The 25,967-nt window shown below is 50.9% G+C and carries 23 protein-coding genes and 1 pseudogene; 20 read left to right on the forward strand and 4 right to left on the reverse strand.

Annotation, left to right across the window (positions count from 1 at the left end):
• Window positions 1-27: 27 nt before the first annotated feature.
• Window positions 28-2,589, reverse strand: a complete 2,562-nt coding sequence (locus P0D43_RS10750; RefSeq protein WP_159571763.1) for a [protein-PII] uridylyltransferase — start codon at window positions 2,587-2,589, stop codon at window positions 28-30.
• A 49-nt stretch (window positions 2,590-2,638) separates the two neighbouring features.
• A pseudogene (gene map / locus P0D43_RS10755) lies at window positions 2,639-3,460 on the reverse strand (type I methionyl aminopeptidase); the annotation flags it as partial.
• Window positions 3,461-3,655: 195 nt separating this feature from the next.
• Here map and rpsB point away from each other — a divergent pair.
• The 17 genes from rpsB to P0D43_RS10840 all read left to right on the forward strand — a co-directional run bounded on the left by rpsB (window position 3,656) and on the right by P0D43_RS10840 (window position 20,687).
• Window positions 3,656-4,411: a 30S ribosomal protein S2 gene (rpsB, locus tag P0D43_RS10760; RefSeq protein ID WP_159570246.1), complete on the forward strand. Its 756-nt coding sequence runs from the start codon at window positions 3,656-3,658 to the stop codon at window positions 4,409-4,411.
• 80 nt (window positions 4,412-4,491) lie between these two features.
• Complete coding sequence (gene tsf, locus P0D43_RS10765; RefSeq protein WP_159570247.1) at window positions 4,492-5,382, forward strand: translation elongation factor Ts; 891 nt, start codon at window positions 4,492-4,494, stop codon at window positions 5,380-5,382.
• 115 nt (window positions 5,383-5,497) lie between these two features.
• Window positions 5,498-6,208, forward strand: a complete 711-nt coding sequence (gene pyrH, locus P0D43_RS10770) for a UMP kinase (protein WP_008252555.1) — start codon at window positions 5,498-5,500, stop codon at window positions 6,206-6,208.
• Between the two features lie 41 nt (window positions 6,209-6,249).
• Entirely contained in the window at window positions 6,250-6,810 is a 561-nt protein-coding gene (gene frr, locus P0D43_RS10775) for a ribosome recycling factor (RefSeq protein WP_394672402.1), read from the forward strand.
• Between the two features lie 8 nt (window positions 6,811-6,818).
• On the forward strand, window positions 6,819-7,607 hold the full coding sequence (locus P0D43_RS10780) for an isoprenyl transferase (RefSeq protein WP_159570249.1): 789 nt from the start codon (window positions 6,819-6,821) through the stop codon (window positions 7,605-7,607).
• A gap of 24 nt (window positions 7,608-7,631) precedes the next feature.
• Window positions 7,632-8,474, forward strand: a complete 843-nt coding sequence (locus P0D43_RS10785) for a phosphatidate cytidylyltransferase (protein ID WP_394672403.1) — start codon at window positions 7,632-7,634, stop codon at window positions 8,472-8,474.
• Window positions 8,475-8,482: 8 nt separating this feature from the next.
• Entirely contained in the window at window positions 8,483-9,682 is a 1,200-nt protein-coding gene (gene dxr, locus P0D43_RS10790) for a 1-deoxy-D-xylulose-5-phosphate reductoisomerase (RefSeq protein WP_394672404.1), read from the forward strand.
• A 13-nt stretch (window positions 9,683-9,695) separates the two neighbouring features.
• Window positions 9,696-11,039 (forward strand): RIP metalloprotease RseP, encoded by a 1,344-nt coding sequence (gene rseP, locus P0D43_RS10795; protein WP_159570253.1) that lies wholly within the window; start codon window positions 9,696-9,698, stop codon window positions 11,037-11,039.
• A gap of 51 nt (window positions 11,040-11,090) precedes the next feature.
• Entirely contained in the window at window positions 11,091-13,397 is a 2,307-nt protein-coding gene (gene bamA / locus P0D43_RS10800; RefSeq protein WP_394672405.1) for an outer membrane protein assembly factor BamA, read from the forward strand.
• A 35-nt stretch (window positions 13,398-13,432) separates the two neighbouring features.
• Window positions 13,433-13,939 carry an OmpH family outer membrane protein gene (locus P0D43_RS10805; protein ID WP_341236432.1) on the forward strand — a complete coding sequence of 169 codons (507 nt, stop codon included), beginning with the start codon at window positions 13,433-13,435 and terminating at the stop codon, window positions 13,937-13,939.
• A gap of 9 nt (window positions 13,940-13,948) precedes the next feature.
• Entirely contained in the window at window positions 13,949-15,028 is a 1,080-nt protein-coding gene (lpxD, locus tag P0D43_RS10810) for a UDP-3-O-(3-hydroxymyristoyl)glucosamine N-acyltransferase (protein ID WP_394672406.1), read from the forward strand.
• A gap of 31 nt (window positions 15,029-15,059) precedes the next feature.
• Window positions 15,060-15,509: a 3-hydroxyacyl-ACP dehydratase FabZ gene (gene fabZ / locus P0D43_RS10815; RefSeq protein ID WP_236550863.1), complete on the forward strand. Its 450-nt coding sequence runs from the start codon at window positions 15,060-15,062 to the stop codon at window positions 15,507-15,509.
• Between the two features lie 13 nt (window positions 15,510-15,522).
• The gene (gene lpxA, locus P0D43_RS10820; protein ID WP_159570261.1) at window positions 15,523-16,311 is read left to right on the forward strand and encodes an acyl-ACP--UDP-N-acetylglucosamine O-acyltransferase; all 789 of its coding nucleotides are present in this window, start codon (window positions 15,523-15,525) and stop codon (window positions 16,309-16,311) included.
• A 3-nt stretch (window positions 16,312-16,314) separates the two neighbouring features.
• Window positions 16,315-17,487: a lipid-A-disaccharide synthase gene (lpxB, locus tag P0D43_RS10825; protein WP_394672407.1), complete on the forward strand. Its 1,173-nt coding sequence runs from the start codon at window positions 16,315-16,317 to the stop codon at window positions 17,485-17,487.
• Window positions 17,480-18,136, forward strand: a complete 657-nt coding sequence (locus P0D43_RS10830; RefSeq protein WP_394672408.1) for a ribonuclease HII — start codon at window positions 17,480-17,482, stop codon at window positions 18,134-18,136. The genes lpxB and P0D43_RS10830 overlap by 8 nt, the downstream gene beginning before the upstream one ends.
• A gap of 8 nt (window positions 18,137-18,144) precedes the next feature.
• Entirely contained in the window at window positions 18,145-18,966 is an 822-nt protein-coding gene (locus P0D43_RS10835; RefSeq protein ID WP_394672409.1) for a TrmH family RNA methyltransferase, read from the forward strand.
• A gap of 47 nt (window positions 18,967-19,013) precedes the next feature.
• Complete coding sequence (locus P0D43_RS10840; protein ID WP_394672410.1) at window positions 19,014-20,687, forward strand: deoxyribodipyrimidine photo-lyase/cryptochrome family protein; 1,674 nt, start codon at window positions 19,014-19,016, stop codon at window positions 20,685-20,687.
• A 6-nt stretch (window positions 20,688-20,693) separates the two neighbouring features.
• On the opposite strand, the gene P0D43_RS10845 is transcribed toward P0D43_RS10840, so the two are convergent.
• Window positions 20,694-21,530 (reverse strand): pyruvate, water dikinase regulatory protein, encoded by an 837-nt coding sequence (locus P0D43_RS10845; protein WP_394672411.1) that lies wholly within the window; start codon window positions 21,528-21,530, stop codon window positions 20,694-20,696.
• Between the two features lie 136 nt (window positions 21,531-21,666).
• Here P0D43_RS10845 and ppsA point away from each other — a divergent pair, with 136 nt between their 5' ends.
• From ppsA to P0D43_RS10860, 3 genes are read left to right on the forward strand one after another with little or no spacing between them, the layout of a single operon-like run.
• Window positions 21,667-24,075 carry a phosphoenolpyruvate synthase gene (gene ppsA, locus P0D43_RS10850; protein WP_341236358.1) on the forward strand — a complete coding sequence of 803 codons (2,409 nt, stop codon included), beginning with the start codon at window positions 21,667-21,669 and terminating at the stop codon, window positions 24,073-24,075.
• A 15-nt stretch (window positions 24,076-24,090) separates the two neighbouring features.
• Entirely contained in the window at window positions 24,091-24,513 is a 423-nt protein-coding gene (locus P0D43_RS10855; RefSeq protein WP_159570277.1) for an NfeD family protein, read from the forward strand.
• Window positions 24,514-24,560: 47 nt separating this feature from the next.
• Window positions 24,561-25,466: an SPFH domain-containing protein gene (locus P0D43_RS10860; RefSeq protein ID WP_138517843.1), complete on the forward strand. Its 906-nt coding sequence runs from the start codon at window positions 24,561-24,563 to the stop codon at window positions 25,464-25,466.
• Window positions 25,467-25,483: 17 nt separating this feature from the next.
• On the opposite strand, the gene smpB is transcribed toward P0D43_RS10860, so the two are convergent.
• A complete protein-coding gene (smpB, locus tag P0D43_RS10865) occupies window positions 25,484-25,933 on the reverse strand; it encodes an SsrA-binding protein SmpB (protein ID WP_159570280.1) in 450 nt (149 codons plus the stop codon).
• Between the last annotated feature and the right edge of the window lie 34 nt (window positions 25,934-25,967).

Consider the following 25,967-nt stretch of genomic DNA (forward strand, 5'->3'; position numbering starts at 1 on the left):
GTTGTGTAAAAAACCCGATATTCGAATTCAAATGGACAACAGCTCCAGAAGCTCGGCTTCAAGTTGAATTTGAAGTTTGCCGGAATTCAGTGATTGACCATACAGCAAGAAAGAATCTTCCGCGCGCTCGCCCAGTGTCATAATCTTGGCTGTTTGCACGTTGACTTTGTATTGCGCCAGCAAACGAGTAATGGAGTAGAGCAAACCCGTGCGGTCAGTGGCCGACACGGTGAGCAAATATTGATTGCCTTTCTCGTCGGGCTTCAAATCAACCGAAGGGCGCACCGGAAAGTGTCGTGATTGTCGGGACATTCTTCCAAACACCGGTGCTTCAAGGGGCTGACGCTTGATCAGTCGGTCCTGAAGTTCTGCCTCGAGTAAGGACAATGTTTCCCGGTAAAACTCATGGTGACTGTCGTGCTGGATCAGGAAAGAATCAAGCGCATAACCGTGCGAGGTGGTGTGAATTTTCGCATCCAGAATACTCAGGTTCTTGGAATCGAAATAACCACAAATTCTCGCAAACAAATCCATTTCATCCCGCGTGTAAACCAGCAATTCCAGGCCTTCACCAATGGGAGAAAGGCGAGCCTTGACGATCGGTTGATCTGTGTCCACGCGCCAGTAAAGGTGCCGCGTGTGCCAGGCAATGTCGCTGGGGCCTTGTCTTAAGAAATAAGACACGTCGAGCTGAGCCCAAAGCTTGTCTTGCACATCATCGGAAAGTGCATACAGCCGCAAAATTCTCCGCGCCTCAGCCTGCTGCTCGGCAAGCATTTGACGGCGGTTCGGAGCCTCACCGCCCAAGTGTTTAAGCGTCAGTCGATACAAATCTTCCAGCAATTTGCCTTTCCAGGCATTCCAAACTTTCGGGCTTGTACCCCGAATATCAGCCACTGTGAGCAGGTAGAGTGCTGTCAGGTTGCGTGGAGTTTTTACCAACGCGGCAAACTCCTTGAGCACTTCAACATCTGACAAATCTTTCTTCTGAGCCGTGTTCGACATGGTCAGGTGATGTTTCACCAGAAAAGCCACCAAGTCGGTGCTTTCCTGATTCAATCCGTGGTCTTTGCAAAACTTGCGGGCGTCAACTTCACCTAATACGCTGTGGTCGCCACCACGACCCTTAGCCACATCATGAAACAGGGCAGCAATATACAACAACCAGTGATCGTCAAAATTGGCCATTAATTGGCTGCAGTAGGGGTACTCATGTGCATGCTCTGCCATCGTAAACCGGCGCAAATTGCGAACCACGGTCAAAATGTGCTGGTCTACTGTGTACACATGAAACAGGTCATGCTGCATTTGACCCACAATTTTCCGAAAAACAGGCAAATACCTTCCGAGCACACTGGTCTCGTTCATGCGCCGTAGTTCGTGGACTATTCCTTGGGGCTGTTTGAAAAAATCAATGAACAACGCCTTGTTGACGGGGTCATTTCTGAAATCACTATTGATCTTGACCCGACTGTGCCAAAGTCGGCGCAACATTCGGGCGCTCATACCCTTTAAGCGCGGGTTTTGCTGCATCACGATGAAAGCACGAAGCATGGCTGAAGGATTTCGGGCAAATACCTCGTCGTCTCGAATGTCGAGCAAAGAATCAGTGACCTGAAACTCATCGTCGATCACCACAGGTTCAGCATTAACGCCGAATATCGACAATTCAATATTTTGAAGCAATATCGTGTTCAATTGCATGACCGCCTTGGCGGCCAAATAATACCGTTGCATCAGTTGTTCGCTTGACCGCTTCGCAGCGGTGGGGCGATAGCCCAAGGACTCAGCCAGTTGGGTTTGCACATCGTAAACAAGTCGGTCTTCCCGGCGGCCAGTTGTCACATGCAATTGGTATCTGAATTTTTTGAGGGTGCGCTCGTTGTTTCTCAACTTTGCGGCCTCAAATGGCGTGATCAGCCCTTTTTTGGCCATTTCAGCCCAGCTATTGCCCAGATTGGCAGCTCGGCATACCCAAAGAATGACGTGTAAATCTCGAAGTCCGCCGGGGCTCTCTTTGCAGTTGGGCTCAAGGCTGTAGGGTGTTTCTTGATACTTGGCGTGACGTTGCCGAAGCTCAAGGGTTTTCTTACGAAAAAAGGCTTTAACTTCAAGTAATTTGTGAAGAGTATCGTTCAGCTTTTTGAAATTATTGGAATTGCCGGCAAGAAGTCTCGATTCAACAAGTGCTGTTTGTACTGTGATGTCTTTGCCAGCTTCTTCAACACATTGGTCAGGGGTTCTGACGCTGTGCCCGATTTCAAGGCCAATGTCCCAACCCGATCCACAAAAGGTTTCCAGCTTCTCTGTGTTGATTTCATCCGGTTCCTGGTCAATGAGGATCAGCACGTCCACATCAGAGAAGGGAAACAATTCACCACGCCCATAACCACCAACCGCGACCAAGCTGTATTGTTTGGGCATTCCGATGGCATCCCAAAGGGAGACCAGGGCTTCATCCACGCAAACACTGCGTTTTCTCAGCACCGATTCAACCATGGACGCTGGGGTGTGTTGGTCAAATGGGGTCAGCCAAAGGTGTGCCTGGCTTTTCAACTGGTTCTTAATTGCTACCCGCACAGCGTTCAAATCTTGTGCAGAACTGGATTCAGCCGTAATTACCGGTTTGTTGCTCAAGTCAGGCTGCCTGTGTTTTCAAGCGAGGATTCGCTGGTGTTCCTGTTGACTGAGTCAAGATTTCGTAACCATCGGCGGTGACCAAAACCGTGTGCTCCCACTGAGCCGACAGACTGTGGTCTTTGGTCACAATTGTCCAGCCATCCGGCATTTCCTTGATTTCCCTGCGACCCGCATTCAGCATGGGTTCGATGGTGAAAATCATGCCTTCCAGCAATTTCACACCAGTTCCAGGTTTGCCATAGTGCAACACTTGCGGTTCTTCATGAAACTTGGTGCCAATTCCGTGACCACAAAACTCACGAACCACCGAGTAGCCAAAGCCTTCAGCGAATTTCTGAATCGCAGCACCCACATCGCCCAGTGTGGCCCCGGGTTTTACCTGCTCAATGCCAATCCACATGGCTTCAAACGTAATTTCACAGAGTCTTCGCGCGGCCAGCGAGCCCTCACCCACAATGAACATGCGGCTTGTGTCGCCGTGATAACCCTCTTTGATGACCGTAATATCAATATTGATAATGTCACCGTTCTTCAATTTCTTGGGGCCGGGCACACCATGACAAATTTGGTGGTTGACCGAAGTACAAATTGACTTGGGGTAGGGCGTGTAACCCGGTGGGGCATAATTCAAAGGGGCTGGAATGGTGCCCTGCACATTCACCATGTAGTCGTGGCAAAGCTTATCGAGTTCATCGGTGGTAATGCCTGCAACCACGTGCGGGCCGATAAAATCCAGAACTTCCGAGGCCAAACGGCCGGCAACACGCATTTTTTCAATGTCGTGCTCATTTTTAATCACAATATCCATGGTTTTGTTTAATTCCTGCTTGAGCTAACGTATTTTAACCGAGTATAATCTTTGGCTGCTCTGGCGCTACGGCTAACTGGCTTAGTTAGTTGGCGCTTAAGAGTAAATTTAATGGTTTGTGCGACAGGGTGCTAGTTTTTGTTGGTTTATTAACCCGATGCTAGCCCAGTACAAACCCATTCAACCCTGTCTATACTGGAGAAATTCATGGCAGCATCAATGCGCGAAATGCTGGAAGCTGGTTGCCACTTTGGCCACCAAACACGCTTCTGGAACCCAAAAATGGCCCCTTTCATCTACGGCCATCGTAACAAAATCCACATTATCAATCTGGAAAAAACCGTCGTAATGCTCGACGACGCGCTGAAATTCGTGAAGCGACTGTCAGCAAACCGCGGCAATATCCTGTTTGTTTGCACAAAGCGCCAAGCCAAAGAAATTATCGCTGAAGAAGCAGCACGCTGCGGCATGCCCTTCGTTGACCAGCGCTGGTTGGGCGGCATGCTGACCAACTTCAAAACGGTAAAAACATCCATCAAGCGTCTGAAAGACATGGAAGCAATCATCGCCGACGGCGGTACTGAGCGCATGTCCAAGAAAGAAGCCTTGATGTTCGCCCGTGAACTCGAAAAACTGAACCAGTCAATTGGTGGCATCAAAGACATGCCAACATTGCCTGATGCAATTTTCGTGTGCGACGTGGGTTACCACAAAATTGCCATCACCGAAGCCGAAAAGCTGGGCATTCCAGTTGTTGGTATCGTGGATACGAACCACTCGCCCGCAGGTGTTAGCTACATTGTTCCTGGTAACGATGACTCCGCCCGCGCCATTCGTTTGTACGCCCGTTCCGTAGCCGATGCCGTATTGGCTGGCCGCGACCAGGCTGTAAACGATGTGGTTGAAGCCATCAAAGGCGGCGACGACTTCGTTGAAGTGTCTGAAGAGGGAGCTGAAGGCTAATCAAGCCTTTGTCTTCCGATGGGGCGACCAGTCGCCCCTTTTTTTTATCTAATTCAGAATCCGACTTTAGGAGAAAATCAATGGCTGAAATTACAGCAGCAATGGTTAAAGTACTGCGCGAGAAAACAGACGCGCCCATGATGGAATGCAAGAAAGCCCTGACCGAAGCCGCTGGCGACATGGACAAGGCTGAGGAAATTTTGCGTGTGAAATTGGGCAGCAAGGCCAGCAAAGCCGCTGCTCGCGCAACCACTGAAGGTCTTGTTGGTATTTATATCAATGATTCCAGCAAGTTGGGAACAATTGTAGAAGTAAACTGTGAAACCGACTTTGTTGCCAAAAACGACGATTTCCTTGCCTTTGTAGCCAATGTGGCCAAGCTGATTGCCGACCACAACCCTGCAAATGTTGAAGCGTTGTCAGCATTGCCACTGGGCGAAGGCACAGTTGAAACCGTGCGTGCAGCCCTGATCGGCAAGATCGGTGAAAACATGTCTGTTCGTCGCTTCAATCGTGTAGAAGCCAAAGGCAACCTGAGCTCTTACATTCACGGTGGCAAAATTGGCGTACTGGTGGACTACACTGGGTCTGACGAGAACGTGGGTAAAGACGTTGCATTGCACATTGCGGCGACCAAACCCAAGGCTTTGCACGAAAGCGGTGTTCCACAAGAAGACATTGATCGTGAACGCTCAGTAGCAAAAGCCAAGGCGGAAGAGTCTGGAAAGCCAGCCGACATCGCCGAAAAAATGGTTGAGGGTTCGATCAAGAAGTTCTTGAAGGAAGTCGCTCTGTTGTCTCAGCCTTTCGTGAAAGACGACAAACTTACCGTTGAAGCCATGCTCAAGAGCAAGGGCAGCGAAGTTAACGGCTTCGACCTGTTCATCGTTGGTGAAGGCTTTGAAAAGAAGGTGAACGATTTCGCCGCTGAAGTTGCCGCTCAAGCAGCAGCCGCCGCCGCAGGACGTTAATTCCTTTATTTGAAGAGGGGTTTCTCGACACGGGAAGCCCCTTTTTATTTGTACGTCTACGAAGTTCTGTGCTTTACGTTATAGAATCCTGACAATGATCCAACAAGAGGCTTGAATGTCAGCATACAAACGTGTGTTACTCAAATTATCAGGCGAAGCCCTGATGGGTGAAGACTCCTACGGCATCAATCGTCAAACCATAGAAAGAATGGTTGCTGAGGTTGCGGAGGTCTCCGCATCTGGTGTGGAGTTGGCAGTTGTTATCGGTGGTGGCAACATTTTCCGGGGTATCGCGCCTGGCGCGGCCGGCATGGACAGAGCCACTGCAGACTACATGGGCATGATGGCCACAGTGATGAACGCACTGGCCCTGCAAGACGCATTTCGTCGTGCCGGGGTTGAAGCACGGGTTCAATCCGCCTTGAACATTGAGCAAGTGGTTGAGCCTTACATTCGCCCCAAGGCCATTCGTTACCTTGAAGAAGGCAAAGTTGTCATCTTTGCTGCGGGTACAGGCAACCCTTTCTTTACAACCGACACCGCTGCGGCATTGCGCGGTTCTGAAATTGGTGCGGAAGTGGTGCTAAAAGCCACGAAAGTGGACGGCATCTATACTGCTGATCCCAACAAAGACCCAACCGCAACCCGGTACGAAAGAATTTCATTCAACGAAGCAATTTCCAAAAACCTCGAGGTCATGGATGCGACGGCGTTTGCCCTGTGTCGCGATCAAAAGCTTCCAATTCGGGTGTTTTCCATCAACAAGCCGGGTGCGCTGCACCGAGCCGTTGCTGGTGAAAACGAGGGCACCTTGGTGCACATGTAATAATTGACGAATCAATCGACTGAGGCAGTGAGAATCCAATCATGAGCGTTGCAAACATTCGAAGCACAACCGAAGAAAAGATGGTTAAATCCATCGAATCCCTGAAGACAGACTTGCAGAAAGTCCGCACTGGCCGCGCACACACCGGCATTTTGGACCATGTGCAAGTTGATTACTATGGTTCCATGGTACCAATTTCACAAGTGGCAAACATGAGTCTTGCCGACGCGCGCACCATTGTGGTTCAGCCGTGGGAAAAAAACATGGCCAACGCCGTGGAAAAAGCCATTCGTGAATCAGACCTCGGCTTGAACCCAGCGTCGATGGGTGAAACCATTCGTGTTCCAATGCCAGCGCTGACCGAGGAGCGCCGCAAGGAACTGACCAAGTTCATCAAGGGTGAGGGCGAGCAAACCAAGGTGGCCATTCGCAACCTGCGTCGCGATGCCAACGAAGCGCTAAAGCGCTTGGTCAACGACAAAGAAATTTCCGAGGACGATGAGCGCAGCGCACAGGCTGATGTTCAAAAATTGACCGACAAGTTTGTGTCTGAAGTCGATCAGGTTTTGCAGTCCAAAGAAGCCGAAATCATGACGGTTTAAAGTCATCCATGACCGTCTACACCAGCTCAACCCTGGATGTACCTTCCACATCCAACATTCCAAAGCACGTTGCAATCGTGATGGATGGAAACGGCCGTTGGGCTAAACAGCGAATGATGCCCCGGTTCGCCGGGCACAAACGTGGTGTAGATGCAGTCAAGCGCACTGTTCAAGCCTGCTGTGAGTTGGGCGTTGAGCATCTCACCCTGTTTGCTTTTTCCTCCGAGAACTGGCGTCGCCCCCCCGAGGAAGTCAGTTTATTGATGCGTCTGTTCATTCGGGTGCTTCGCAAAGACGTTGAGTCCATGCATCGGGAAAACATTTGCCTGAGGGTTATTGGCGACACCACAGCGTTTGAACCTGAGCTTCAAGCTGCGATTGCATCAGCCCAAGAGCTCACCAAAGACAACACTCGGCTGTTCTTGAATATTGCTGCCAATTACGGTGGGCGTTGGGATATTCTCCAGGCCACCAAAAAAATGTTGAAAAACAATCCTGAGTTGGCCAGCAATCCCGAGCAAATATCTGAAACGGATCTGTCGAAGCATTTGTGCCTTCAAGGCAGCCCTGAGCCAGACCTTTTCATTCGCACCGGCGGCGAGCAAAGGGTGTCCAATTTCCTGTTGTGGCAGTTGGCGTACACTGAGTTCTATTTCACAGACAAGTTTTGGCCTGATTTCGGCAAGCCCATGATGCTTGAGGCCATTGATTCCTATAACAACAGAGAAAGACGCTTTGGTCGAACCTCCGAGCAGATTCAACCCCCAGTGGTCAATGTTCGGCAATCTGCCCAGTGATTCGGTTCTCAATCGAGACATATCATGCTTAGAACGCGTGTGATCACAGCTGTGATCCTGCTGATCGTGTTGCTAGTTGTTCTGTTGTATGGCGGCGTGGTCGGCTGGAATTTATTTGTATTGGCAGTGCTTGTGGGTGCCTTCTGGGAGTGGGCAAGGCTGGGTCTGTTCAAGCCCCGACAGGCAATTGCATATGCAGTGTTGGGCGGTGCCCTTTGCGTTGCTGCTGAACGTGTAATTAATCTCCAAACTCAAGCTCTTCCGTTGCTTGCCTTGGCCAGCGTTTTTTGGGTGGCTTTCGCCCCATGGTGCCTTCGAAATGTGTCCGTCGGCGTGTTGGTCAACAAAAGCCTGTACGGCTTCGCTGGCTTTGTTCTTATCGCCGCTGCGGGTTTGGCCTTGATTATTACCAAAACCTACGGCATTGTCTTTTTATTAAGCACTATTGCAATTTGCTTTGCGGCGGATATTTTTGCGTATTTCTTTGGCAAAGCCCTGGGCAAACGCAAGCTGGCTCCCCGTATTTCTCCCGGTAAAAGCTGGGAGGGTGCAATTGGTGGTGCATTCAGTGTGGTCTTGCTGAGTTGGCTGGTGGTTGTACTCTCTGGTACCTATCCCGAGCTGAAAAACACTTGGCAAGTAATGGCCTTTGAACGTTGGCACCCCTTTGTATTCACATTCTGGCTAGTGGTGCTCAGTGCCTACAGTGTGGTGGGCGATCTGTTTGAATCCATGCTGAAGCGCAGGGCAGGGCTGAAGGACAGCAGTCAGCTGCTGCCAGGCCACGGTGGCGTTCTGGACAGAATTGATGCGCAGCTGCCTGTGCTGCCTCTTGCAATTTTGCTGGTTAGTGCAATCGTGGTTTGAATTTGACAATGAACGTGCAAAAACTACTTATCTTGGGTGCAACGGGAACCATTGGTGTCAACACACTGGATGTGGTTGCCAGGCACCCGAACCGTTTCCAGGTGCACGGCCTGGCGGCAGGTAAAAACATTGAACTGCTGTATGCCCAGGCGTGTGTGCACAAGCCCAAGGCATTGATCATTTCTGATCCTGAAGCATTGAACAGTTGGCATGCCCTGGGCTTCAGTAACAAACTTCGCGATCAACTGGGCTACGTTCCCGAAATTGGCGGGCACGGCGATCTTGAGTCTTTGTGCCAAAGCGATCAAGTTGACATTGTTGTGGCTGCCATCGTGGGCTCTGCAGGCCTTAAGCCCACACTCAGCGCTTTGCAGGCCGCGAAAAGGGTGCTGTTGGCGAACAAGGAATCCCTTGTTCTTGCCGGGCAGTTCATGATTCAGGCCTGTTTGCGATCGGGCGCCACAATTTTACCTGTCGACTCAGAGCACAATGCGATTTATCAGTGCCTTCCATCGAACTACGATATAAGTAAAGCAAGCGAGTTTGGTATTGAACGGCTGGTTTTGACGGCCTCGGGCGGACCATTCCGAAACAAAAGCCTCGCGGAACTTTCCGAGGTCACGCCTGCCCAAGCGATTGCGCATCCGAATTGGGTGATGGGTCGGAAAATCTCAGTGGACAGCGCCACAATGGCCAACAAGGGTTTGGAGCTGATCGAAGCATTGTGGCTGTTCGGTTTGCCTGCCAGTCAGCTGTCCGTGGTGGTTCACCCGCAATCGATTGTCCATTCTTTGGTGGAATACAAAGATGGCAGTATGTTGGCGCAACTGGGTTGCCCAGACATGCGAACACCGATCGCCCACGTATTGGGCTTGCCCGACCGAATTGAATCCGGATCGCCACGTTTGAATTTGGCCGCCTTGGGCAGACTGGATTTCGAAGAACCCGATTTAAGTCGCTTTCCGATGCTGAAATTGGCTTTCGAGGTACTGGAGAAACCCGACACCATGGCGCCCGTTTTCAATGCCGCCAACGAGATGGCTGTGGACTTGTTTTTGAATGAAAAGATTGCTTATATGGACATTGTGAAGCTGACGCAAATGTGTATTGCCCGTTTCGCATCTGCCTCGGTTGGCAATCTGGACGATGCCTTTGCATTGGACAGCGAAGTGCGAGCTTTCGCAACCGAATGCGCTGGAAAGTTTTAAACACAGGATTTAAATGCTGAATTCAATTGTTTCGTTCCTGCTTGCCTTGGGCATTCTGGTTTTTATTCACGAGTACGGCCACTACGCAGTGGCCCGCTACTATGGCGTGCGCGTGATTCGCTTTTCCGTGGGTTTTGGCAAGCCCATTTTTCGGTGGATCAACCAGAAAACCAAGGTGGAATGGACAATTTCGTGGATTCCCTTGGGCGGATATGTTCGTATGCTCGATGAGCGTGACCCGGACAGCCTGAAAGGTCACGATATTGAGCTCTCAGAGGCTTTTAACCGCAAACCCGTGGGTCAGCGCATCGCGGTTGTGTTGGCGGGCCCCTTGGCCAACCTGATTCTTGCCGCGTTGATTTATGGCTTTTTGGCTTACATGCAGCCAATGGGCCTGGCCACTCAGGTTTCCGAGCCCACACCGAACTCGATCGCGGCCAGTACTGGCTTGATGGGCGGCGATGAAATCACGGAAGTCAACGGCGATAGAACCAAAAACTGGAACGAAGTCTCCTGGGCCTTGATCAAAGCGCGCCTTTTCCGCGACGATCTGTCAATCAAGGTTGATCGTGGAGGAAATGAAGTATTTCTGGAGCCGGTCAAGTCATCGGCAATCAATGCGGAGTTGGGTCCTTCTTTAACACGCGAACTGGGTTTTTCCCCCATCGAAAAAAGCGTGCTGGTCAGGGCTGTGGGCGAGGGCAGTGCTGCAGCAAAGGCTGGCTTTCTGCCGAACGATCAATTGTTAAGCGTAGATGGCATCCCGGTTGAAACCTCGGCCCAATTTACCACCCTGATCAAAGAGCGCCCCGCATCAAAATCCACGGTGCTTGTTCGTCGCAACGAGCAAGACATCAGTTTATTGGCCGTACCTGAAAAAACACAATTGGAAAACGGGGAAACGATTGGACGTCTGGGCTTGTCCATAGGCGGCGAATCAATCATTGTCAGCAATCCCTTGAATCCGTTTGAATCGATTGTTGAAGGCACTGGTCGTATGATCGAAGTCAGCGTATTTTCGCTGGCCGCGTTGGGTAAAATGGTCACGGGCGATTTGTCCTGGAACCACCTTAGTGGACCAGTGTCCATTGCTTCGGCCGCAGGCGAATCATCGAGCCTCGGGATTCTTCCTTTTTTCGGTTTTCTGGCCATGGTTTCTGTTAGCCTAGGCATTTTGAATCTTTTGCCGATCCCTCTCTTGGATGGTGGGCACTTGATGTATTATTTGGCCGAAATCGTCAGAGGCAAGCCGGTTGATGAAGTGTGGCAAATTCGAGGCCAAAAACTGGGTATTTTGCTGATTGGCATATTGACCAGTGTTGCTTTTTTTAATGATATTCAAAGGCTAATTTTCTAAAGGCCTTCATATATTGGTTCCAGCCTGACGGGGCTGGTAGGAACGATCTGAATGACAATAAGAAGTACTCTGTTTCCAGCGCGCTTGGTTTACCCAGTCGTGGCCACCTGTGCATTGTCGGTGGGCGTTGTACACGCCCAGGCAACCCAATTTGTGGTGAAAGACATCGAGGTGGAAGGATTGCGTCGCACTGAAGCGGGCACGGTGTTTAGCTACCTGCCGATTCGCGTGGGCGACACATTTACCGATGAGAAGGCCTTGCAGGCCATCCGCTCACTTTTTGCGACCGGTTTTTTTGAAGACGTCAAAATTTCTGCAAAAGGCGATGTGCTGGTTGTTACCGTGGTTGAGCGCCCAGCGATCGCCTCTGTAGAAATCAATGGCACCAAGGAATTCGACAAGGAAACGCTGAAGGAAGCACTGAAAGGTGTGGGTATCGGCGAATCGCTGATTTTCGATAAGTCTCTACTTGACAAAGCTGAGCAGGAATTGAAGCGCCAGTACCTTTCACGCAGCAAATATGGCGCGCAGGTTCAAACCCGAGTGGATCAGTTGGCACGTAACCGTGTAGGCATCACCTTCAATGTTGACGAAGGCGAGTCTGCATCGATCAAACAACTGAAAATTCTGGGTGCAAAGGATTTTGAAGAGGAAGACCTGCTTGAGGAATTTCAGCTGAGCACTGGTGGCTGGATGTCCTGGTACAGCAAAAACGATCAGTATTCACGGCAAAAGCTCAGTGGTGACATTGAAAAGCTGCGTTCTTTTTACCTGAATCGCGGTTATGCCGATTTCAATATCGAGAATACCCAGGTTCAAATCGCACCCAACAAACAAGACATTTTCATCACGATCACCATCAAGGAAGGCGAGAAATTCACCTTTGGTGATATCGAACTGACCGGTCAGTTAACGGGTCGCGATGACGAACTGCGATCGCTGATCAAGATGAAGAAAGGCGAAACCTTTAATGGCGAATTGTTGACCGATACCTCCAAAGCCATTCAAGACCGTTTAGGTAATTATGGTTATGCATTTGCCAATGCCAACGTCATTCCCGACCTTGATCGCGAAAATCGTGTGGTCAACATCAATATGGCAGTGGACACGGGTAAGCGGGTTTATGTCCGCCGCATGAATGTGGGTGGAAACACCCGCACCAAAGATGAAGTAATTCGCCGTGAATTCCGTCAGTTTGAGTCTTCTTGGTACGATTCCAGAAAGATCCAGTTGTCCAAAGAGCGTGTTGACCGTTTGGGCTATTTCTCCAATGTCGAGATTGAAACTCAACCAGTACCAGGCACATCAGATCAAATCGATGTAAACATGCAGGTTGAAGAAAAGCCGACCGGCAACCTGTTGCTCGGTGCCGGTATTTCCAGTACGGACAGTGTGGTGCTCTCTGCTGCAATTCAGCAGCAAAACCTGTTTGGTACCGGTAAAACAGTGGGCCTTGAGTTGAATACGAGCAAGGTGAACCGCACAATTTCGTTTTCACAAACCGACCCCTATTTCACCATTGATGGCGTCTCCCGCAGTTTCGAGGTGTACAACCGCCGCACAGACCCCAGCGAACTGAATTTGGGTGACTACATTATTGAAACCACTGGTGCTGGTCTGCGTTTTGGTTACCCAATCAGTGAGTTCGAGCGTATTTCATTTGGTGCTGGTTACGAGGGCACCGATCTTGAAGTGGGTCCGTTCAGCCCGGATCGTTTCCAGCGTTACGTGAATGATTTTGGCAATTCCAGCTACGCAATTTTGCTCAATGCAGGCTATTCGTTTGATTCTCGCGATTCGGCCATTGCGCCAACGCGTGGACGTGTAACCCGCTTGACCGCTGAATATGCAACGCCGCTGGGCGATCAAGAGTTTATCCGTACCACTTACCAGGAACAGTTCTACTTCCCGATCAGCAAGCTTTATACCTTGGCACTGAATGGCGAGATTACTGGTGGTTTCGGCTTGGGCGGTTCGCCTTACCCGATTTTCCGCAATGTGTACGCAGGTGGTATTGGTACGGTTCGTGGCTATCGCTCCTCCACTCTGGGGCCGCGTGATGCTGACAATGTACCCATTGGCGGCGCCAAGCGCGTTATTGCCAATGCCGAGTTTTTCTTCCCGATACCGGGTATGTCGAGAGACCGGACATTCCGGGCCTTCACATTCCTGGACGCAGGCAATGTTTTCCAAACCAATGAGAAAATCAAGTTTGGCGAACTGCGCTACTCCACCGGTGTAGGTATTTCCTGGTTGTCCCCAGTTGGGCCTTTGAAATTCAGCTTGGGTGTGCCGCTGAACAAAGAGCCTCAGGACGAAACCCAACGTGTTCAATTCACGATTGGTACAGGCTTCTAAATTCGAATATATATTGGAGAACGGTTTTGAATAGTGTGAAAAAATTGTTGATTGGTGGTGCTTTGTCCCTGGCAGTTGTATTGCCAACCATGTCCCACGCTCAAGCAGCGACAAAGATCGGATTTGTGAACACAGAACGCATTTTGCGTGACTCCAAGTTCGCAGTCGAGTCTCAGAAAAAACTGGAACGGGATTTTTCCAAGCGTCAGAAAGAACTGGAAGATCTGGCAACCAAGGTCAAGGCCGAGGCCACCAAGCTGGACAAAGATGCCATTACTTTGCCTGAAGCAGAGAAGGTTCGTCGTCAGCGTGACCTGGCCGAAATGGACCGTGATTTCCAGCGCAAGCGTCGTGAATTTGAAGAAGACCTGGCTCAGCGCAAAAATCAGGTGGTGGGCGAGCTGGTGGAGCGGGCGAACCGAGTCATTCGTCAAATTGCTGAAAAGGAAAACTACGATATTATTTTCCAGGAAGCAGTGTACGCCCACAAGCGCATCGACATCACAGACCAGGTGCTCGGCAGCTTGGACAACGCGAAGTAAACCACATCAATGAATTTCATTGAGACGAAGCTCAGCACACTGCTTGAGCAGTTCGGTGGCCGACTGGCTTCGTTTGGTGGTGATCAGGCGGTGGCTGGCGACATTGTGCTTACTGGAATTCAGACACTTGAAAAAGCCGGGGGAAACCACCTCGGCTTTCTTGCCAACCCCAAGTTTCGCGATCAACTGCTTTCGACGAAAGCCGGTGTAGTGCTTGTTCGCGAATCCCAATTCGAATCAATCTGCCAATACCTGGAAGAAAGCGCTGCTCATGCACCTTCCAGCGTGGCCTGGTTGGTGAACGACCCATACCTGTACTACGCCAAATTGCAACAATGGTGGGTAGCCTGCAGTGAGTTCAAGCCTCAGGCGGGTATTCATCCGCGTGCTGTTGTAGATCCCACCGCCACAATTGCACCCAGCGCGATGGTTGCTGCCAATTGTGTGATTGGAGCCCATGTCAAAGTGGGAGAAGGCAGCCGAATTGAGGCTGGCGTAGTTTTGGGCAACCATGTTGAAGTGGGTGATGCCACCCGAATTTATCCGAATGTGACCGTGTATGACGAATGCGTAATTGGCTCGCACTGCGTGATTCATGCAGGTGTGGTGATCGGTGCAGACGGCTTTGGCTTTGCCAATGAAAAAGGCGCTTGGGTAAAAATTCCGCAAGTTGGTCGGGTTGTTATTGCTGATCAGGTTGAAATTGGGGCAAACACCACCATTGACCGGGGTGCGCTCGACGACACATTGATCGGTTTCGGCGTAAAACTGGATAATCAAATCCAGATCGCTCACAATGTCACGGTGGGAGAACACTCCGCCATGGCGGGCTGCGTTGGAATTGCAGGCAGCACGGCCATTGGCGCACGCTGCACCGTGGGTGGCGCGGCCATGGTGTTCGGTCACTTGAATATTCCGGATGGTACTCATGTCTCCGGGGCTTCTGTGGTCATGAGCAGTATTAAGGAGCCCGGTGCCTACACCGGAATTTTCCCCTTGCAAGAACACAAGGATTGGGAGAAAACTGCAGTAACTCTCAAGCAATTACTCAAGTTGCGTAATGAAGTGCGCGAGTTGAAAAAACAATAAACCCAAATTTTAAAGTGTGAACTCAGAAGCTATGAATACGCCAGTTATGGACATCAAAGGCATTTTGGAAAATTTGCCGCACCGTTACCCTTTTGTACTCGTAGATCGGGTGCTTGAACTTGAACCGAATGTACGAATTCTGGCCCAGAAAAACGTCAGTTACAACGAGCCATTTTTTCCGGGACACTTTCCGGTCCACCCGGTCATGCCCGGCGTGTTGATCATGGAAGCGTTGGCACAGGCCGCAGGCTTGTTGTCGTTTAAATCCATGGAAGCCGCGCCCGACAAGAACCTGGTGTATTACTTCGTGGGTATCGACAACTGTCGTTTCAAGCGACCTGTTGTGCCCGGTGATGTACTGATGCTGGATGTTCAAGTGGAACGTGTATCGCGCGGTATCTGGAAATACGCTGCGAAAGCGCTTGTGGATGGCAATGTGGTCGCGCTGGCTGATTTAATGTGCACGGCCCGCGAGGTTTAAGGAACACTTTCAAATGCCCATACATGCATCTGCAATAGTCGATCCCAAGGCAGAACTGGACAGCACGGTAGAAGTTGGGCCGTTTTCAGTGATCGGACCCAATGTGAAAATTGGTGCCCGTACCAAAATTGGCCCGCACATGGTAATTAGCGGCCACACCACCATTGGTGAAGACAATGTATTTCATGGGGCGGCCACCATTGGCGGCGACCCCCAAGATAAAAAATACAAAGGTGAACCCACCGAGTTGATCATTGGTGACAGAAACACCGTTCGGGAGTACTGCACCTTCAACACCGGTACCGTGCAAGACGGTGGCAAAACCACCCTGGCCAATGACAATTGGATTATGGCTTATGTGCACATTGCGCACGACTGCCACATTGGCAGCAACACCATTATTGCCAATAGCGTGCAATTGGCGGGTCACGTCATTATTGGTGACTGGGTTATCCTGGGGGGAATGAGCGGTATCCACCAGTTCATCCGTGTGGGCGACCATGCCATGACGGCTTTCCAGACCAAGTTGATGCAAGACGTACCTCCATTTGTCATGGCAGCGGGCTACCCGGCTGCGCCGGCAGGCATAAACTCTGAAGGCTTGAAACGCAGGGGATTTTCACCCGATGCGGTTCTGAACATTAAAAGGGCTTACAAGGCAATTTATCGCCAGGGTCTAAGCATTGCCGAAGCAAAGGAGTCAATCGACTCCTTGAGCAATGCCGCACCCGACGATGCGAAGCCGCACCTTGTCTACATGAAGGCATTTCTCGACGAAGCCACCCGCGGCATTATTCGCTAAGTCATGGCGAACGCTGCGGTAACGCCTTATTCCACCGTCCCGGTTGACCTGGCCATTGCTGTTGGCGAGGCTTCTGGTGACTGGATAGGTGCCCTGGCGATTGAACACCTGATACAAACCCAATCACTGGCAATGGAAGGTATTGCTGGTCCCAAGCTTAGGGACCTTGGTGTCAAGCCTTTGCACGGATCGGAAGAACTTTCTGTGCGCGGCTATGTTGAGGTGTTGCGTCATTTGCCCCGTTTGCTGAAAATGCGCAAAAACCTGATTCAGCATTGGTCAGTACACAATCGCCCCAAAGTATTTGTGGGTGTTGACGCGCCCGACTTCAATTTGAATCTTGAGTTGGCCCTGCGTGAAAGCGGAGTGCCCACAGTGCATGTGGTTTGCCCATCCATTTGGGCCTGGCGCATGGAGCGTATTCATAAAATAAAAGCGGCATGCAGCCATGTGTTGTGCATATTTCCTTTTGAGCCTGAAATTTTGGCGAAAGAGGGCATATCGGCAACTTACATTGGTCATCCCATGGCTGCATTGGTGCCACAACAAATTGATCCTTTGGCGTATCGCGCTGCGTTGGGCTTACAAAGCGAAGGGCAGCTTCTTGCTGTGTTACCGGGCAGCAGGGGGGCCGAAGTCAAACACATTGGTCCGGCGTTTGTGCAAGCGGGCCTTGAGCTACTGAAACACAAACCCGATTTGCGCTTTGTTACTCCGATGCCACCAGCAAGCAAATTGCTGGATATGTTCAGGAGCATGGTTCCGCCGCAATTGCTTGATCGCTGGGCTTTGGTCGAGGGCAAATCCCATGAATGCATGGCCGCAGCTGATGCAGTCATGCTGGCCAGCGGCACCGCCACCCTAGAGGCGATGATGTACCGCAAGCCCATGGTCATTGCCTACAAAATGCCTTGGTTAAGCTACCAAATGATGAAAGGCAAGGGCTACCAACCCTTCGTGGGTTTGCCCAACATTTTATTGAACGAGTTTGCGGTGCCTGAATTGCTGCAAGACGATGCGACACCGATCGCTTTGGCTGAAAAAGCACTTTTTCAGCTGGACAACGACGCAAATCGCGACAAACTTCAAACGCTGTTTGCAGAACAGCACCAGCGCCTGTTGAAGTCGTCAGGAGAAATTGCAAGCCGCGTGATTCAGCAGGTCATGCATGGTTAGGCTTCATGAATGGCCTGATATTCAGGCATACGCTGCACAGCACGGCCTTCTGGTCATTGGTGTGGATGAAGCCGGTCGTGGCCCCCTTTGCGGCCCTGTGGTGGCGGGCGCTGCCTTGTTACATGAACCCAACATCATTGACGGATTGGCTTGTTCAAAGACACTAAGCGCTAAAAAACGAGAGCACCTGGCCGCAGCGATCAAGCACCAAGCACAAGCCAGTGCAGTGGCCCAGGCAACTGTGGAAGAAATTGATCACCTGAACATACTGCAAGCCAGTTTACTGGCCATGTGGCGGGCCGTTGATTCGGTGCTTGAACAAGCAAAACTGAAACCTGAGCAATGCCTGGTGGTCGTGGATGGCAACAAATTGCCCAAGTGGCCTTACAGGGCCATTGCAGTGGTGAAGGGCGATACAAAAATTCCAGCGATCTCAGCGGGATCCATTTTGGCAAAAGTTGCTCGAGACGAATGGTGCAAAACACACGCGCTTCAGTATCCCCAGTATGAACTGGATGTTCACATGGGCTATCCCACTGCCCGTCATATGGCATTGTTGGTGGAACATGGCGCAACACAGGTTCACAGAAAATCATTCAGACCTGTGCGCGAAGCATTGGAACGTGCTCAACAAGACTTGGCACTTTAAAGGCAGGCATGAGTTACGAACGCAATTTTACGCAGATTGAGTCTGCCCAAAACGAACGCTTGAAAGCAGCCATCAAACTGCTGTCGTCGAACCATGCCTTGCGCAATAGTGGCTTGGCTGCGGCTGAAGGCTTGCACCTTGCGCAAACCCTGTTGCACCTGCCCGGCGTCAGCATTGAATCGGTGTGGATTCCTCAAAGCCTGTTGAACAAGCCAGAGTGGCTCACCATGTCCGCATTAAGTGATGTGCTGGAAGAAGGGCAAGTGCGCTGCCTGGTTCTAAGCGACGCGCTGTATGCCAAGCTTAGCAAGCTGGCAACACCAACGGGCCCCATGATATTTTTTGAGCCCGTGAATGCCAGTAGCACCATTGATTTAAACCACGACATCGCATTGCTGGATGGTATTCAGGACCCGGGCAATGTGGGCACCTTGTTGCGAAATTGTGCGGCCGCCGGAATAAATCAAGTGGCCTTGAGCGACCACAGCGCCTGGGTATGGAGCGACAAAGTGCTGCGTGCAGGCATGGGCGCACAGTTCAGCTTGCAACTTTATTCCGAAGCGGAGTTGCTGAAAGCGCTTTCTTTGGGGCCGCTAAAAACGCCAGTCAGGGTTACCAGTCTTCATCCGAAAAGTATCGACCTGTTTGACGCCAATTTAAAGCCTGCAGGTGTTTGGGTGTTTGGCAGCGAAGGGCAGGGCGTGAGCCAAGCCTGGCTTGATCGTGCAAGTGAGCACATTCGAATTCCACAAAGCAAATACATTGAGAGCCTGAACGTGGGCAGCAGCAGTGCCGTGTGTTTGTTTGAACAATTCAGGCAAAGACGGTAAAATCAAATACACTGTACACTTAAACAGTGGTATTTGGATATTGCCGCATGCACCTGCACCTTGTTTGGCTAAAAAAAGACCTGCGCCTTAGCGACCATGCCCCCTGGCATGCTGCAGTTGCAGCAGCACACGAGACCAAGGGTTGTGTGGTGGCATTGTATTGCCTTGAGCCCAAACTGATCCGGCAAGCCGACAGCGCTCCCCAACATTTTGAGTTTGCACGCGAATGCCTTCAGGAAATCGCTGAGGATTTACCAGAGCATGTGCCCTTGTTGCTGGCCAAAGCCAATGCGCCGGTTTCCTTGCAAACACTGGCTTTGTGCTGTGAGCAAATCACCATTTACAGCCACGAAGAGACGGGCAACTGGGCCAGCTTTGAGCGAGACAAAGAAATCAAATCCTGGTGCAAAAAACACACCACAACCTGGGTTGAGTTTCCGACTAATGCAGTAGTGCGGCGGCTTGGAAACCGCGACGACTGGGGCAAGCTTTGGCTCGAAACCATGCGCAAACCAGTATTAGCCAAACCCGTTTTCTCGGGGCTTTCGCAAGCCACCTGGTTTGAGTTTCCGCAAAGCCTGCAACAAAAGCTTGAAGAAAATGGACTGCCCTGTGCGCAATTGAACCGATCACTTTGGCCCCAATGGGCTCACGTTGCACACTTTTATCCAAAACAATTAAGCGACAAAGCCTTGCGCCAACGCGGAGGTCGGCGACATGCGCATGCGTGTCTGAATGAATTTTTAAATGAACGAGGAATGAATTACCGCTTCGAGATGTCCAGCCCCTTAAGCGCTGAATCAGCCTGCTCGCGCATCTCTCCCTACCTGGCTTTTGGTGTAATTTCCATTCGGGAAGTGCTGGAGGAATTGGGTCAGGCTCGCCAACAACTGGCTGAAAGCGCACTGCCACCCAAGGTTCAAACGCAGTGGCGACAGTCCCTGAAATCATTTGAAAGTCGATTGCACTGGCATTGTCATTTTATTCAAAAACTGGAAAGCGAACCCGAACTTGAATATCGATCTGCTCACCGCGGCTTGAACGGCATGCGTAATTTTGCAGCGTTAACGCCAGAAGAAAGCAACAAGGCCATGGCGTGGATCGAAGGACGCACCGGCTTTCCCATGGTTGATGCATGCATGCGAATGCTACGCGCCACGGGTTGGGTCAACTTTCGCATGCGTGCCATGCTGGTGGCTTTTGCTTCATACCAGTTGTGGCTAGATTGGCGGCATACTGCGCCCATGTTGGCGCGTGAATTCCTGGATTACGAACCCGGGATTCACTACCCGCAATTTCAAATGCAGTCTGGCGTCACGGGTATTAATACCTTGCGTATTTATAACCCGGTCAAGCAAGCCAAAGACCATGATCCAAAGGGTGTGTTTATTCGGCGCTGGATACCTGAGCTGAAAAATATCCCTGACCCCTGGATAGCAGAACCCTGGAATACGCCGCTTTTGATTCAACAAGAATGTGGCTGCAGGGTGGGTGAACATTACCCTTGGCCGATAGTTGATCCGGATACGGCAATTGCCAAAGCGCGAGCGAACATTACCGAATTCAGGCATCGCAAAGGTTTTGCGGAGGAATCAAAACGTGTTTACGAGAAACACGGCTCGAGAAATCCAAACCGCAATGGCACGCCTGCGCCACGCGGCAAGAAAAAAGAAATTGGCGAGTCTGTTGCACAAACTGACCCACAACAAAGCTTGTTTTAAGCGTGCTTAATAAATCGGCGAACCCAAATTCAACTGCTGCAAAATTGTCGTTGAAATTTCTTCGATCGATTTGCTGGTCGAACTCAACCAGCTGATGCCCTCGCGGCGCATCATGAATTCAGCCGCTTTAATTTCCTGCCTGCAATTTTCCAGTGATGCGTATTTCCTCCCCGGTCGACGCTCGTTGCGAATTTCGCTTAAACGTTCGGGTGAAATCGAGAGTCCAAAAATTTTGTCTTTGAAAGGGGGTAGGGCAGTTGGCAATTCACCCCGTTCAAAGTCCTCAGGTATCAAAGGGTAGTTCGCGGCCTTAATACCGTATTGCATGGCCAAATACAGGCTCGTGGGTGTTTTACCTGAACGTGATACCCCAACCAATATCACATCGGCGGCTTGCAGGTCTTTGTGGGTTTGACCGTCGTCATGCGCAAGGGTGTAGTTGATTGCTTCAATTCGATTCTTGTATTGCTCGTTGTCTGCAATTGTGTGTGAACGGCCAATGCGGTGAGTGCTTTTGATGTCCAGCTCTTTTTCCAAAGGCTCTACGAAGGTGAGGAACAAATCCATGAACACGCCATCGGCCTGTTTCACCACGTCGTTAATGACCGAGTTCACCAAGGTGCTAAAAACAATCGGCTTTTGACCATCGTATTTTGCAATGTCATTGATCTTTTGCCGCGCCGAAATTGCCTTCACTTCTGAATCAATAAAGGGGATCCGAATTTGCTTGAACCGGATGCCTTCAAATTGTGACAACACCGAGTGGCCAAGGGTTTCTGCGGTAATGCCTGTGCCGTCTGACACAAAAACTACCGTACGTTCCTGGCTTACATTTTCTGACATGAATCAATCCTGTATGTATCGGTGGCAAAAGGTCGGGTTACAGTTACAATCATAAAAAGAAATCAGGGGAAATAGTCGATGCGTGTGCACCCAATTCGCCGCATTCACTATTTCTTTTGAACTACAAGGTGAATCAATGTCAACAAATCAAGGAGTTAGCCCAACAGCTCTTGTTGCACCATTCGAAAAACTTCGAATGGAAGATGTAGAAACTGTCGGCGGTAAAAACTCGTCTCTGGGGGAAATGATCTCCCAATTGGCAGAAACCGGTGTGCGTGTGCCTGGTGGCTTTGCCACAACAGCCCATGCCTTCCGCGAGTTTCTGAAAGCCAATAATCTGGTTGAACGAATCAACGCCAAGCTCGATGCCCTGAACGTGGAAGATGTTCGGGCGTTGACTCAAGCCGGTGCAGAAATCCGCAATTGGGTCATTGAGGCACCGTTGCCTGCCGATCTCGAAAAAGAGATTCGCGACTCCTACGCCACCATGATGGCGCAAAGCAGTGGTGAAATTTCAGTCGCTGTGCGTTCTTCAGCAACTGCTGAAGACTTGCCCGACGCGTCCTTTGCAGGCCAACAAGAATCTTTCCTGAACGTCACTGGCATTGACGATGTATTGGAAAAAATCAAGGAAGTGTTTGCATCGCTTTACAACGACCGTGCCATTTCCTATCGTGTTCACAAGGGCTTTGCCCACGCAGATGTGGCTCTGAGTGCGGGCGTGCAGCGCATGGTCCGCTCTGACAAAGCTGCTTCTGGCGTCATGTTTACCATGGACACCGAAAGCGGCTTCGATCAGGTTGTCTTCATTACCTCAAGCTATGGCTTGGGCGAAACAGTGGTGCAGGGCGCAGTTAACCCCGATGAGTTTTATGTGTTCAAGCCGACTTTGGCTGCGGGCAGCTACCCCATTATTCGTCGCCAAATTGGCTCCAAGCTGATCAAGATGGAATTTGACGCGCTGAAGGAAAGTGGTAAAAGTGTGCGCACCGTGGATGTACCTGCTGAGCAGCGCAACCGCTATTCACTGAACGACGACGATGTAATCGAGTTGGCCAAGTACGCCATGATCATCGAAAAGCATTACGGTCGCCCCATGGACATTGAATGGGGCAAAGACGGCATCGACGGCAAGCTGTACATTTTGCAAGCACGTCCGGAAACCGTGAATTCCCAGAAAGACAACGATGTACAGTTGCGTTACAAGCTCAAGGGCAATTCAGCAATTTTGAGTTCGGGTCGGGCAATTGGTCAGAAAATTGGTGCGGGCTCTGTGCGCGTCATCAATGATTCATCTGAGATGGACCGTGTTCAGGCTGGCGATATTTTGGTTACCGACATGACCGATCCCAACTGGGAACCGGTCATGAAACGCGCCGCAGCCATTGTGACCAACCGGGGTGGCCGCACTTGCCACGCCGCGATTATTGCGCGTGAACTGGGTATTCCAGCGGTGGTGGGTTGTGGTGATGCCACCGAGAAACTGACCGAAGGCATGCTGGTGACAGTGAGTTGTTCGGAAGGCGACACCGGTTATATTTATGAGGGTTTGCTGGAAACCGAAGTCAGCGAAGTGAAACGCGGTGCGCTGCCTGAAATTCCCGTAAAAATCATGATGAACGTGGGCAACCCACAATTGGCTTTTGAGTTTTGCCAACTGCCCAACAAAGGTGTTGGCTTGGCCCGCCTTGAATTCATCATCAACAACGCGATTGGCATTCACCCCAAGGCCATTCTTGACTACCCCAATGTAGATGCTGACCTGAAAAAAGCAGTTGAAAGCGTGGCACGCGGCCATGCCAGCCCGGTTGCATTTTTCGTCGACAAACTGGCTGAAGGCGTTGCAACCATTGCGGCCGCTTTTTATCCAAAGCCAGTGATTGTGCGGATGTCCGATTTCAAGTCAAACGAATACCGCAAATTGATCGGCGGCAGCCGGTACGAACCCGAGGAAGAAAACCCAATGTTGGGCTTCCGGGGTGCGGCGCGCTACATTTCTGAAGAGTTTGCCGAATGTTTTGAAATGGAATGCCTGGCTTTGAAGCGTGTTCGCGAACAAATGGGCCTGGACAACGTTCAAATCATGATTCCGTTTGTGCGTACTTTGAACCAGGCCGCCCGCGTGGTGGACTTGTTGGGTCGCAACGGACTAAAGCGCGGCGAGAACGGCCTGAAAGTGGTCATGATGTGTGAAGTGCCGTCCAACGCGGTGTTGGCCGATCAGTTCCTGGAGTACTTTGATGGATTCTCCATTGGCTCCAACGACCTGACTCAACTCACCTTGGGGCTTGACCGAGATTCTGGGCTGGATATTTTGGCAGCTGATTTCGACGAACGTGACCCGGCAGTGCGTGCCTTGTTAAGCAAAGCCATTGACGCTTGCAAATCCAAGGGCAAATATGTGGGTATTTGCGGGCAAGGGCCCTCGGATCACCCCGACTTTGCTTTGTGGCTGGCCGGCGAGGGCATTGAATCCATTTCATTGAACCCAGATACGGTTATAGATACCTGGCAGAAACTGGCGGACAAGTTCAACAAAAAGTAAAAAGGAGTCACACCATTGAGCAATTTCTCACTGTGGTTGGTATTGGCGGGTATTTTGTTGATTGCCGAGATCACCACAGGTACGTTTTACTTGCTCATGGTGTCTTTGGGTGCGGCCATCGGTGCACTGATGGCCTATCTGGGCTACGGACTTGAAATTCAAATTGGCACAGCCGCCGTGTTTGCGGTGGCTGGCAGCCTTCTACTTCGCAACCGCTCAGTCAAGCGGAGCAAAACAGACAAACAACATGATTTACTCGACATCGGCAACAAGCTTGAAATTTCCAGCTGGAATGCGGGTGGGCGGACCAATGTGCAATATCGTGGTGCCTCCTGGGCTGCAGAGAGCACTGACGCAACGCCTGTAAGCGGCCTGCATCAAATTGTCGATGTTCAGGGCAATGTCCTGAAAGTCAAAAGCATATCGACACACGCATAATCGGCCTGGTCTGGTCCCACGGACCTGCCAATCAAAGGAGAGTTTTCATGGAAGTTTCAATTGTCATATTGATTCTGGCGATTGTGTTCGTCAGTCAGGCCCTGCGTATTGTGCCGCAGCAAAGTGCATGGGTTGTAGAGCGTTTGGGCAAGTACGACCGCACCTTGCAGGCGGGTTTGAATTTCCTGGTGCCTTTCATTGAACGCGTCTCTTACAAGCATTCCCTGAAAGAAATTCCCCTCGATGTGCCCAGCCAGGTGTGTATTACCAAAGACAACACACAACTTCAGGTCGATGGCATTTTGTATTTTCAAGTCACAGATGCCATGCGGGCGAGCTATGGCTCCAGCGACTACATCAGTGCGATTACCCAATTGGCGCAAACCACTTTGCGTTCGATTATTGGTCGCATGGAACTGGACAAAACCTTTGAAGAACGGGACATGATCAACGCTGCGATTGTTCAGGCACTCGATGAAGCCGCCATGAACTGGGGTGTCAAGGTACTTCGCTATGAAATCAAAGACTTGACGCCGCCACGTGAGATTTTACTTTCAATGCAGGCGCAAATCACGGCCGAGCGTGAAAAACGCGCCCTGATCGCCGCTTCCGAAGGCCGCAAGCAAGAGCAAATCAACATTGCCAATGGCGAGCGTGAATCTGCTATCGCCCGCTCGGAGGGTGATCGAATTGCTGCCATCAACCGCGCTCAAGGTGAGGCCGGTGCGATCAAGGAAATAGCCGAAGCCACTGCAGAGGCACTGCGCAAAGTGGCAGCAGCTGTGGCCGAGCCTGGCGGCATGGAAGCGGTGAATTTGAAAGTGGCCGAACAGTACATTGAGGCGTTCTCGGGCGTCGCGAAGGTAGGCAACACGCTGATTCTACCCGGCGACTTGTCGAACATGGGTTCAATGGTGGCAGCGGCCATGCAGGTGGTGAAGCAGGGCAAATAATTGCCCGGCTTGTTGAATCAGGTGCGGTGAATCTTCATTAACCGCTCCTGCTCGCGCTTCCAGTCTTTGTCTTTCAATGTATCGCGCTTGTCGTGTTGCTTTTTGCCCTTGGCCAAGGCCATGTCCACCTTCACCCGACCATTCTTGAAGTGAAGGTTCAGTGGCACCAGTGAATAACCTTTTTGCTCCACCTTGCCAATCAAGCGATTAATTTCTTTCTTGTGCATCAACAACTTGCGTGTTCTTGTGTTCACGGGGTTCACGTGGGTCGAAGCACTGGTCAACGGTGAAATGTGGCAATTCAGCAGCCACAGTTCGCCGTTACGAACCACAATGTGGCTTTCCTTGATTTGAACCCGGCCATCGCGAATGGATTTGACTTCCCAGCCTTCCAACGCAATGCCCGCCTCGTACTTCTCTTCAATGAAGTAATCAAAACCTGCTTTTTTGTTATCAATAATGCTCATGAATTCGGCGAAAACGTCCTTTGGATGCGGCGCA

It is taken from the genome of Limnobacter sp. (genome assembly GCF_043511195.1).
Taxonomy (GTDB): Bacteria; Pseudomonadota; Gammaproteobacteria; order Burkholderiales; family Burkholderiaceae_B; genus Limnobacter.